We start from the raw sequence: 10,471 nt of genomic DNA, 5'->3' as shown, positions 1-10,471 counted from the left end.
CCCAAGCCCCGTTAAGGAGTCCGCGGATGCGCGTCCGTGACCTGCTCGCCCCCGGCGCCCCGGGACTGCGCCTGCTCGCGGCCGAGGAAGAGCTGGACCGGCAGGTCAGCGGTGTGATGACGACGGACCTCCAGGACCCGGGCCGCTACCTGCACGGTGGCGAACTGGTGCTCACCGGCATGCTCTGGCGCACCGTCCCGGCCGACTCCGAGCGCTTCGTCCGCACCCTCGCGGCCGGCGGCGCGGTCGCTCTCGCGGCCGGCCAGGCCGAGGTCGGGCCGGTGCCCGAGGACCTGGTCGAGGCCTGCCGCCGGCACCGGATGCCGCTGCTCGTCGTCCCCGACGACGTCGCCTTCGGCACCGTCACCGAGTTCGTCGGGCGCCAGCTCTCCGCCGACCGCGCGGCCGACCTCGCCGCCCTGGTCGACCGGCACCGCCTGCTGGTCTCGGCGGCCGGCGGCGGCGGACTGGACGCGGTGCTGGACCTGCTCGGCGGCGACCTCGACCTGGACTGCTGGGTGCTCACCCCGACCGGCGCGGTGATCGCCGGCCCCGCCGACCGGCTCTCCGCCCAGGACCGCGACCAGCTGGTCCGCACCCACCTCGCCGCCCAGCGCCAGCGCCGCCGCCCCCCGCACCGGGCCCGGCTGGCGGCCGGCTCCTACTCACTGCTGCCCGCCCCGGCCCCGGTCCCCGACTCGGAGCCCACCCCCGCTCCCGCCGCCGGCGAGCCCGACGCGCCGCCGGCCGACCGACCGCTGGCCGACTGGGTGCTCGTGGTCGCCGGCGACGTCACCGAGTGGACCACCAAGCGCCAGCAGCTCGCCGAGAACCTCGCCCGGCTGGTCGCCGCCGAGCGCCACCGCCGCGACGAGGGCCGCCGGCTGCGCCGCCGCCTCGCCGACGAGGTGCTCGCCCTGCTGCGCCGCGACGCCGACCCGGCCGAGATCAGCCGCGGCCTGTACGCCTCCTCGGCGATGGCCGCCCGCTACGAGGGCCCCGGGCGCAAGTCCCAGGCGCAGGAGGACTCCTGGCTGGTGCTCAGTGCCGAGGGCACCGGCCTGCCGGAGGGCGCCGTACGGGCGGTGCTGGAGGAGGCCCTCGGCGGCACCGACGACCGCGCCCTGATCGCCGGAACGGGCACCGGCGCCGTGGTGGTGCTGCCCGCCCTGGACGGCCCGGTGCCCGCCGACACGCTGCGCGAACTGCTCGCCCCGCTGGAGGCCGGGCTCGGCGCGGACGACCGGATCACCCTCGGCGTCTCCGCCCCCGCCTCCGGGGCCGGCGGCCTGCGCGGCGCCCTGGAGGAGGCCCGGCACGCACGCCGGATCGCCGCCTCGCGGACCGGCCGGATCTGCGTCGCGGGCCCCGAGGAGCTCGCCTCGCACGTCCTGCTGCTGGCCGCCGTCCCGGACGAGGTGCGCCGCGCCTTCCGCGGCCGACTGCTGGACAAGGTGATCGCGTACGACACGGAGCACCAGGCGGACCTGGTCCGCACCCTGGAGGCCTTCCTGCGCTCGGACGGCTCCTGGACCCGCTGCGCCGCGCAGCTGCACGTCCACGTGAACACCCTGCGGTACCGGATCGGCCGGATCGAGGAGCTGACCGGGCGTGACCTCTCCCGGCTGGAGGACCGGGTGGACTTCTACCTGGCGCTGGAGCTGGCCTGACGCCGCACCCGCCCGGACGTGCCACAGGGCCCGCCGCGACCACGGTCGCGGCGGGCCCTGCCCGTACGGTTCGCTACTGCCGGTCCGTCACTGCACCGGGATGACGGACGTCAGCCACTGGAAGGCGGACGGGACCATCTTCTTCCACTGCTCGGTGGTGTGCGGGCCGGAGCCCTCCTCGACCTGGACGGTGGTCGGGGCCTTGGCCGCGGCGCGGATCGCCTCGCCGTCCTCGAAGCCGTCCCCCTTGGAGCCGCTGACCAGCAGGGCGACCTTCGGCGGCTGCGCGGCGGTCTTCAGGATGTTGACCGGGTTGTTGGCCTCGCGCAGCTTGGCGTCCTTGCCGACCAGGGAGTCCGGCTCCTGGGCCGGGTCGTTGTAGCCGGACATCGCGATGGCGGCCCGGTACCGGTTGGGGTGGGCCAGCGAGATCTTGGCCGCGCAGTGGGCACCGGCCGAGTAGCCGGCGATCGCCCAGCGGTCCGCGGACGGGTCGGCACGGAAGTTGTCCAGCACCATCTGCGGGACGTCGCGGGTGATCCAGGCGTCGGCGTTGATCTTGCCCGGGATGTCGGTGCAGCCCGCGTCCTGGTTGTTCAGCAGCTTCGTGCGGGGCGAGACCAGGATGAACGGGGCGACCTTGCCCTGCTGCATCAGCGGCTTGAGCTGGTCGGAGACCTTGAGGGTGCCGTACCAGGTGGAGGAGGAGCCGGGGTAGCCCGGGATCAGCTCGACCACGGGGAACTTCTTGTCCTTGAACGCCGGGTCGTTGTACTGCGGCGGCAGCCAGACCAGCACCTCGCCGTCGACGCCGGACACCTGGCCCTTGAGCTCGGTCCGCTGCACGTCCTTCGGCACCGCCGGGTCATCGACGCCGCCGAAGCTCTGCTTGACCTTCGGCGGCTCCTTGGCGGCGTCGGCGGCGCTCTGGCCCGGTGCGGCCGCGGCCGGGTCGACCGGGGTCACCACGGGCACCGCGCGGACGTGGTTGCCGGTGCCGAGCAGGTCGTCCCAGTTGCCGTAGATCAGGTTGGCGTTGTTGACCATCACGAAGACCATCAGGACGGCCGTGACCTGGCAGAACATGATCATGACGATCCGGGTGAGGTACCGCACCGGCTTGGGGCCGCCGACCTTCCCCCAGAACAGCAGCGCCACCGCGATGGAGACCGGCACCAGGATGACGGTGAGGAGGAAGAATGGCGTACCTGTCAGTTCCATCGATTCTCGTATCCGGGTCGCACGCCGCCCGGGCCCCACTCGCCCGGACGCACGTCAATGGCATCAGACGGCGATGGACCGATGATCGGTTGCCGTCCGAATCTGTGCGGAACCTGAGAGGAACATCACTTTCTCGTGATGAACCCCCTTCGGATCGGCACCTAAGTCTGCCACCCGAACGGACGCCGTCCGGACCAGGTGCTCAGCGAACTACCAGGAAAGGTCCCCCGGGGCACCTTACCTCCCAGGCCGGTCGACCTGCCGGGCGAGGCGGTGCGATCGCGCGCGGCCCGGGCAGGGAGACTATGGGGATGAGCATCACCCGCTTTCGCCCGTCCCGCCGCTTCTGGCCCGTGTGCGCCGTTCTGGCACTCGCGGTCACCGCGGCCGGTTGCAGCAGTACCGGAGGCAGACGCGCCGAGGAGGCCCGCGCCAAGGCCGCGGCCACCGGCGCCAGCGCCGTCACCACCCCGCGCTGGAAGGTCGCCATGGTGACCCACGCCGGAGCCGGCGACGCCTTCTGGGACACTGTGCGCAAGGGCGCCGAGCAGGCCGCCGCCAAGGACAACATCACCTTCCTGTACTCCAACGACGCGCAGACCCAGAACCAGGTCCAGCTCGTCCAGGCCGCCATCGACCAGAAGGTCGACGGCCTGCTGGTCACCCTCGCCAAGGGCGACGCCATGGCCGACGTCCTCGGCAAGGCCAAGGCCGCCGGCATCCCCGTGATCACGATCAACTCCGGTCAGGAGTTCTCGCAGAAGTTCGGCGCGCTGACCCACGTCGGCCAGGACGAGTCCACCGCCGGCCAGGCGGCCGGCGCCGAACTGGCCTCGCGCGGCCGCAAGAACACCCTCTGCGTGATCCACGAGCAGGGCAACGTCGGCCAGGAGCAGCGCTGCTCCGGCGCCCAGTCCAAGGCCGGCGGAACGTTCCAGGTGCTCTACGTCAACGGCGTCGACATGCCCGACGCCCGCGCCGCGATCTCCGCCAAGCTCCAGGCCGACCCGTCCATCGACACCGTGCTCACCCTCTCCGGCCCGATGGCCGCCACCGGCCTCCAGGCCATCCAGGACGCCCACCGCGGCGTCGAGCTGGACACCTTCGACCTGGGCACCCAGGTGGTGTCCGGGCTGAAGTCCGGCAGCGTCGGCTTCGCCGTCGACCAGCAGCCCTACCTCCAGGGCTACACGGGCGTCGACCTGATCTGGCTGTACAAGTACAACCTGAACATGCTCGGCGGCGGCAAGCCCGTCGAGACCGGCCCGCAGATCCTGACCAAGGACAACGCCGACGCGCTCGCCGAGTACGTCGCGAGGGGGACCAGGTGAGCACCCCCGACCTCCTCGCCAGGGACGGCCTGCTCGACGACCGTCCGGCGGCCCTGCGGCGGCTCCTCGCCCGCCCCGAGCTCGGCTCGCTGATCGCCGCCGTCGCGGTCTTCGTGGTCTTCGCCGCCGTCGCCGAACCCTTTCTGCGGGTCTCCTCGATGGGCACCGTGCTGTACGCGGCCTCCACCATCGGGATCATGGCCGTGCCGGTCTCGCTGCTGATGATCGGCGGCGAGTTCGACCTCTCGGCCGGCGTGCTGGTCACCACCGCCGCGCTGACCTCCTCGATGGTCTCGTACCAGTTCACCGCCGTGACCTGGGTCGGCGTGCTGGTCTCGCTGGCGACCACGCTGGCCGTCGGCTGGTTCAACGGCTGGATGCTCGGCCGCACCAGGCTGCCCAGCTTCATCGTCACGCTCGGCACCTTCCTGATGCTGACCGGCGCCAACCTGGGCGTCACCAAGGCGATCTCCGGCACCGTCTCCACCAAGTCGATCGCCGACATGGAGGGCTTCGCCTCCTGCCGGTGGCTGTTCGCCTCCGAGGTCACCATCGGCGGACTGGCGGTCAAGGCCACCGTCTGGTGGTGGCTCGGCCTGCTCGTGGTCGGCAGCTGGGTGCTGCTGCGCACCCGCTTCGGCAACTGGATCTTCGCGGTCGGCGGGGACGCGGACGCGGCCCGCGCGGTCGGCGTGCCGGTCGCCCGGACGAAGACCCTGCTCTACCTGGGCGTCGGCTTCGGCGCCTGGGTGCTCGGCCAGCACCTGCTGTTCTCCTTCGACACCGTGCAGTCCGGCGAGGGCGTCGGCAACGAGCTGATCTACATCGTCGCGGCCGTCATCGGCGGCTGCCTGATCACCGGCGGCTACGGCTCGGTGGTCGGCTCCGCGCTCGGCGCGCTGATCTTCGGCATGGCCAGCAAGGGGATCATCTACGCCCAGTGGAACCCGGACTGGTTCAAGTTCTTCCTCGGCGCGATGCTGCTGCTGGCCGCGCTGCTGAACGCCTACGTCAAGCGCCGGGCCGAGCGGGGGCCGCGATGAGCAAGGACGTTTCGGCGGCCTCCACGGTCTCCGCCGGGGACGAGCTGCTCTCCCTGGACGGCGTGGGCAAGAGCTACGGCACCGTCCGGGCGCTGCAGGACGTCTCGCTGACCCTGCGGGCCGGCGAGATCAGCTGCGTGCTCGGTGACAACGGGGCCGGCAAGTCCACCCTGATCAAGATCATCGCGGGGCTGCACCAGCACGACGAGGGCACCCTGACCGTCGGCGGCGAGGAGGTCCGCTTCGACTCCCCGCGCCAGGCCCTGGACCGCGGCATCGCCACGGTGTACCAGGACCTCGCGGTCGTCCCGCTGATGCCGGTCTGGCGCAACTTCTTCCTCGGCTCCGAGCAGGGCATGCGCCGCTGGGGCGGCCTGCGGCTGGACGCCGACGGGATGCGCGCCACCACCCGCGAGGCGCTCGCCAGGATGGGCATCGACCTGCACGACGTCGACCGGCCGATCGGCACCCTCTCCGGCGGACAGCGCCAGTGCGTGGCGATCGCCCGCGCGGTGCACTTCGGCGCCAGGGTGCTGATCCTGGACGAGCCCACCGCCGCGCTCGGCGTCAAGCAGTCCGGGGTGGTGCTCAAGTACGTCACCGCCGCCCGCGACGCCGGACTCGGGGTCGTGCTGATCACCCACAACCCGCACCACGCGTACCTGGTCGGCGACCACTTCACGCTGCTCAAGCGGGGGCGGATGGCGGGCAGCCACCCGCGGGCCGAGATCAGCCTCGAACGGCTCACCACGGAGATGGCCGGCGGCTCCGACCTCGCGGAGCTCTCGCACGAGCTGGCCAGGCCGTCCGTCTCCGGTCCGTCCCTCTCCGGTCCGTTCGCCTCCGGCTCATCCGGCTCCGGAGGTTCCGACTCCGATCCGTCCGACCCCCGTGAGGAGCGTCCGCAGCTGTGACCAGCTCCCAAGGCAGCACCCGGCCGCCCGTCCTGCCCACCCTGCTCGGCCTCGGCCCGCGCGCCGAGCGCCGCCGCCGCGCCCTGCCCGCCGGGATACTGCGACTGCCCACCATCGGCGTCGACATCGGCGGCACCAAGGTGGTCGCCGGGGTGGTGGACGGCGAGGGCAAGGTGCTGGAGAAGCTGCGCACGGACACGCCGCACAAGAGCAAGAGCCCCAAGGTCGTCGAGGACGTCATCGTCGAGCTGGTGCTCCAGCTCGCCGACCGGCACGACGTCCACGCCGTCGGCATCGGCGCGGCCGGCTGGGTCGACGCCGACCGCTCCAAGGTGCTGTTCGCCCCGCACCTCAACTGGCGCAACGAGCCGCTCCAGGAGGCGCTCAGCGAGCGGCTGCGGTTCCCGGTGATCGTGGAGAACGACGCCAACGCGGCCGCCTGGGCCGAGTGGCGCTTCGGCGCCGGCCGCGGCGAGGACCACATGGTGATGCTGACCCTGGGCACCGGCATCGGCGGTGCGGTGGTCCGGGACGGCTACGTGGACCGCGGCAAGTACGGCCTGGCGGGCGAGTTCGGGCACATGCAGGTGCTGCCCGGCGGCCACCGCTGCCCGTGCGGCAACCGGGGCTGCTGGGAGCAGTACTCCTCCGGCAACGCACTGGTGCGCGACGCGCGCGAACTGGTCGCCGAGGAGTCGCCGGTGGTGCAGCCGCTGCTGGCCCGGGCCGGCGGCACGGTCGAGGGCATCACCGGGCCGCTGGTCACCGAGGCCGCCCAGGACGGCGACCCGACCGCGACCGAGCTGCTCTACGAGGTCGGCACGTGGCTCGGCGTCGGCATCGCCAACCTGGCCGCCGCGCTGGACCCGGGCCGCTTCGTGATCGGCGGCGGGGTCTCCGAAGCGGGCGACCTGCTGCTCGGCCCCGCCCGGGACACCTTCCGCCGCACCCTCACCGGACGGGGCTTCCGCCCGGAGGCCGCCATCGTCCACGCCGCCCTCGGCAACGAGGCCGGCCTGGTCGGCGCGGCCGACCTGGCCCGGCAGGTGGCGCGGCGCTTCCGCACGATCAAGCGCCGGCGGGTGGAGCGCAGCGCGCTGTAGCGGGGGAGCCGCTGACGACGGACAGCTGACGGCGGACGGGCGACAGCTGACAGCTGACAGCTGACGACGAACAGCCGACAGATTTCAGATGACAGATTTCGTTTTCTGTTATCTGAAACCTGTCGGCTGTTGCCGTTCCGCTCCCATCGAATCCGCCGGCCCTGTCGCCCCGTCAACTACCCATTGGTATTGACGCGGTGTGGTTGTCGGATCATGCCTCCTGTGGAACAACTGATGAGTTGACGTCGACTCAGGAGGACTCGCATGAGAGCTCTGGCCCGTCTCGCGCCGTCTCTGTTACTCACCACCGCACTGGTCTGGTCCGGCGTCGGACCGGCCGGCGCCGCGGCCCCGCCGTCGAAGGTGCCGGAGGCGGTGGGCTGGGGCGGGGCGGTGGCCACCGTCGACGCCGACGCCACCGCCGCCGGCATCGAGGTGCTGCGCAACGGCGGCAACGCGGTGGACGCGGCCGTCGCCGCCGCCGCGGCCCTCGGGGTCACCGAGCCGTACTCCTCCGGCATCGGCGGCGGCGGGTACTTCGTCTACTACGACCACGCCACCGGCCGGGTGCACACCATCGACGGCCGCGAGACCGCCGGCCGCACCGCCGACAGCGGCCTCTTCCTAGAGGACGGCAAACCCCTGGCCTTCGCCGACGCCGTCACCAGCGGCCTGTCCGTCGGCGTCCCCGGCACCCCCGCCACCTGGGACGCCGCGCTGCGCCACTGGGGCACCCGCTCGCTCGCCCGGAACCTCGAACCGGCCGAGCGGATCGCCGACAACGGCTTCGTCGTGGACGACACCTTCCGCAACCAGACCGCCGACAACTACGCCCGGTTCAAGGACTTCCCGGCCACCGCCAAGCTCTACCTGCCGAACGGCAAGCCCCCCGAGACCGGCAGCGTGCAGCGCAACCCCGACCTCGCCGCCACCTACCGGCTGCTCGCCAAGGACGGCGTCAAGGCCTTCTACCAGGGCGAGTTGGCGCGGGACATCGCCGACACCGTGCAGCACCCGCCGGTCGACCCGGCCTCCGGCCGGGGCGTCCGCCCCGGCAAGGTCGACACCACCGACCTCGCCGACTACCGGGTCCGCGAGCAGGCGCCCACCCACGTCTCCCACGGCGCCTACGACGTCTACGCGATGGCCCCGTCCAGCTCCGGCGGCACCACCGTCGGCGAGGCGCTCAACATCCTGGAGGACGGCGGCGACGTCTCCGCCTACAGCAGCACCCAGTACTACCACCACTTCCTGGAGGCCTCCCGGATCTCCTTCGCCGACCGCAACCGCTGGGTCGGCGACCCGGCCTTCAGCGACGTCCCCACCAGGCAGCTGCTCTCCGAGCGCCACGCCGCCGCCCGGGCCTGCCTGATCAGCCCGGACCACGCGCTCACCAGCCCGCTCGCCCCCGGCGACCCGCGCCACCCCGCGCCCTGCGCCGACACCGGCCAGGCCGTCCCCGAGCCGTACGAGGGCCCCAACACCACCCACCTGACGGTCGCCGACCGCTGGGGCAACATCGTCTCCTACACGCTCACCATCGAGCAGACCGGCGGCAGCGGCATCACCGTCCCCGGCCGGGGCTTCCTGCTCAACAACGAGCTGACCGACTTCGACTTCACCCCGCTCGCCCCGGGCGTCCCCGACCCCAACCTGCCGGGCCCGGGCAAGCGGCCGCGCTCCTCGATGTCCCCGACGATCGTGCTGCGCGACGGCGAGCCGCTGCTCGCCACCGGCAGCCCGGGCGGCGCGACCATCATCACCACCACCCTCCAGGTGCTGCTCGGGCGGCTCGACCGGGGCCTGAGCCTGGAGCAGGCCATCGCCGCGCCGCGCGCCAGCCAGCGCAACAGCGCCGCGACCCAGGCCGAGCCCGGCTTCCTGGCCCTGCCCGAACGGGCCGCGCTGGAGGGCCTCGGGCACAGCTTCGTCAGCGGCGGTGAGATCGGCGCCGCCACCGGTGTGGAACGGCTGCCGGACGGCCGCTGGGTGGCCGCCGCGGAACCGGCGCGGCGCGGCGGCGGCTCGGCCGCGGTGGTCCGGCCCGCACGCTGATCGGACCGGCCTGTCGGTGCCGGGCGGTATGTTCGGGGTGGGTCTCCCGCGAGGGGAGGCCCACCCCGTCCGTCATGCCCGTCCGCACACCCGACGCACACCCGTCCGCACCGAACCACCGGGAAGGCCGCCCGCCGTGACCGTCCGCATCGCCACCTGGAACATCAACTCCGTCACCGCGCGGCTGCCCAAGCTCCTGGAGTGGCTGGAGAGCGCCAAGCCCGACGTGCTCTGCCTCCAGGAGCTCAAGTGCGCGGCCGACGCCTTCCCGTACGAGGCGGTCCGCGAGCTCGGCTACGAGACGGCCGCGCACGGCACCGGCCGCTGGAACGGTGTCGCGATCGTCTCCCGGCTCGGCCTGGAGGACGTCGTGCGCGGCCTGCCCGACCAGCCCGGCTACCTCGCCGACGGCGCCCTCCTGCCCGAGGTCGAGCCGCGCGCCGTCGCCGCCACCTGCGGCCCGGTCCGGGTCTGGTCGGTCTACGTGCCCAACGGCCGCGAGGTCGGCCACGCGCACTACCGGTACAAGCTGGAGTGGCTGGAGGCGCTGCGCAAGGCCGCCGCCGAGGACGCCGCCGGCTCCCGCCCGTTCGCCGTCCTCGGGGACTTCAACATCGCCCCGACCGACGAGGACGTCTTCGACACCGCCGCCTTCGAGGGCCTCACCCACGTCACGCCGGTCGAGCGCGCCGCGCTCACGGCCCTCGGCGAGATCGGCCTCCGGGACGTGCTGCCCCGCCCGCTCAAGTACGACCGCCCCTACACCTACTGGGACTACCGCCAGCTGGCCTTCCCCAAGAACCGGGGCATGCGGATCGACCTCACCTACGCCAACAAGCCCTTCGCCGACGCCGTCACCGACAGCTACGTGGACCGCGAGGCCCGTAAGGGCAAGGGCACCTCGGACCACGCGCCCGTCGTGGTGGACCTCGACCTCTGATCCGGTCGGCGGGCGGCGCGGCAGTGGGCACGGCGGCGCCATGACCGGCATCACAGCGGGTCACGGGCCGTAACCCGAACGGGTGTGAGCGCTGGCCGGGCGTGAGGCGGGTCCCTACCGTCGGTGAATGACCGGGTGCGGTTGATCGACCACGTGGACATGGGAGTCCCCGGCCGCGCCCGAGAATCCCGGAG

8 protein-coding genes are annotated in these 10,471 nt (G+C 72.8%); 7 read left to right on the top strand and 1 reads right to left on the bottom strand.

The features are described from left to right. Positions 1-26 precede the first annotated feature (26 nt). Positions 27-1,670, top strand: coding sequence for a PucR family transcriptional regulator (locus tag ACWDBB_RS08470; protein WP_449788829.1), 1,644 nt, complete (start codon positions 27-29; stop codon positions 1,668-1,670). An 87-nt stretch (positions 1,671-1,757) separates the two neighbouring features. Here the strand turns inward: ACWDBB_RS08470 and ACWDBB_RS08465 are convergent, their stop codons facing one another. Further along, entirely contained in the window at positions 1,758-2,891 is a 1,134-nt protein-coding gene (locus ACWDBB_RS08465; RefSeq protein ID WP_449788828.1) for an alpha/beta hydrolase, read from the bottom strand. A 317-nt stretch (positions 2,892-3,208) separates the two neighbouring features. Here ACWDBB_RS08465 and ACWDBB_RS08460 point away from each other — a divergent pair, with 317 nt between their 5' ends. The 6 genes from ACWDBB_RS08460 to ACWDBB_RS08435 all read left to right on the top strand — a co-directional run bounded on the left by ACWDBB_RS08460 (position 3,209) and on the right by ACWDBB_RS08435 (position 10,277). Continuing rightward, positions 3,209-4,222 (top strand): sugar ABC transporter substrate-binding protein, encoded by a 1,014-nt coding sequence (locus tag ACWDBB_RS08460; RefSeq protein ID WP_449788885.1) that lies wholly within the window; start codon positions 3,209-3,211, stop codon positions 4,220-4,222. Continuing rightward, the gene (locus tag ACWDBB_RS08455) at positions 4,219-5,265 is read left to right on the top strand and encodes an ABC transporter permease (RefSeq protein ID WP_449788827.1); all 1,047 of its coding nucleotides are present in this window, start codon (positions 4,219-4,221) and stop codon (positions 5,263-5,265) included. The genes ACWDBB_RS08460 and ACWDBB_RS08455 overlap by 4 nt, the downstream gene beginning before the upstream one ends. Further along, a complete protein-coding gene (locus tag ACWDBB_RS08450) occupies positions 5,262-6,179 on the top strand; it encodes an ATP-binding cassette domain-containing protein (protein ID WP_449788826.1) in 918 nt (305 codons plus the stop codon). The genes ACWDBB_RS08455 and ACWDBB_RS08450 overlap by 4 nt, the downstream gene beginning before the upstream one ends. Beyond that, a complete protein-coding gene (locus tag ACWDBB_RS08445; RefSeq protein ID WP_449788825.1) occupies positions 6,176-7,282 on the top strand; it encodes an ROK family glucokinase in 1,107 nt (368 codons plus the stop codon). Before ACWDBB_RS08450 ends, ACWDBB_RS08445 begins: the two co-directional genes overlap by 4 nt. A gap of 264 nt (positions 7,283-7,546) precedes the next feature. After that, on the top strand, positions 7,547-9,337 hold the full coding sequence (gene ggt, locus ACWDBB_RS08440; protein ID WP_449788824.1) for a gamma-glutamyltransferase: 1,791 nt from the start codon (positions 7,547-7,549) through the stop codon (positions 9,335-9,337). 136 nt (positions 9,338-9,473) lie between these two features. After that, positions 9,474-10,277, top strand: a complete 804-nt coding sequence (locus tag ACWDBB_RS08435; protein WP_449788823.1) for an exodeoxyribonuclease III — start codon at positions 9,474-9,476, stop codon at positions 10,275-10,277. Positions 10,278-10,471: the final 194 nt, after the last annotated feature.

The organism is Kitasatospora sp. NPDC001095 (assembly GCF_053598615.1).
Note: the sequence above shows the minus strand (reverse complement) of the source record. Positions and strands in the feature narration are given on the sequence as shown.

Coding starts and splice junctions, on each gene's coding strand:
- ACWDBB_RS08465 (WP_449788828.1), bottom strand. CDS start 2,891: ATGGAACTGACAGGTACGCCATTCTTCCTCCTCACCGTCATCCTGGTG.
- ACWDBB_RS08450 (WP_449788826.1), top strand. CDS start 5,262: ATGAGCAAGGACGTTTCGGCGGCCTCCACGGTCTCCGCCGGGGACGAG.
- ACWDBB_RS08470 (WP_449788829.1), top strand. CDS start 27: ATGCGCGTCCGTGACCTGCTCGCCCCCGGCGCCCCGGGACTGCGCCTG.
- ggt (WP_449788824.1), top strand. CDS start 7,547: ATGAGAGCTCTGGCCCGTCTCGCGCCGTCTCTGTTACTCACCACCGCA.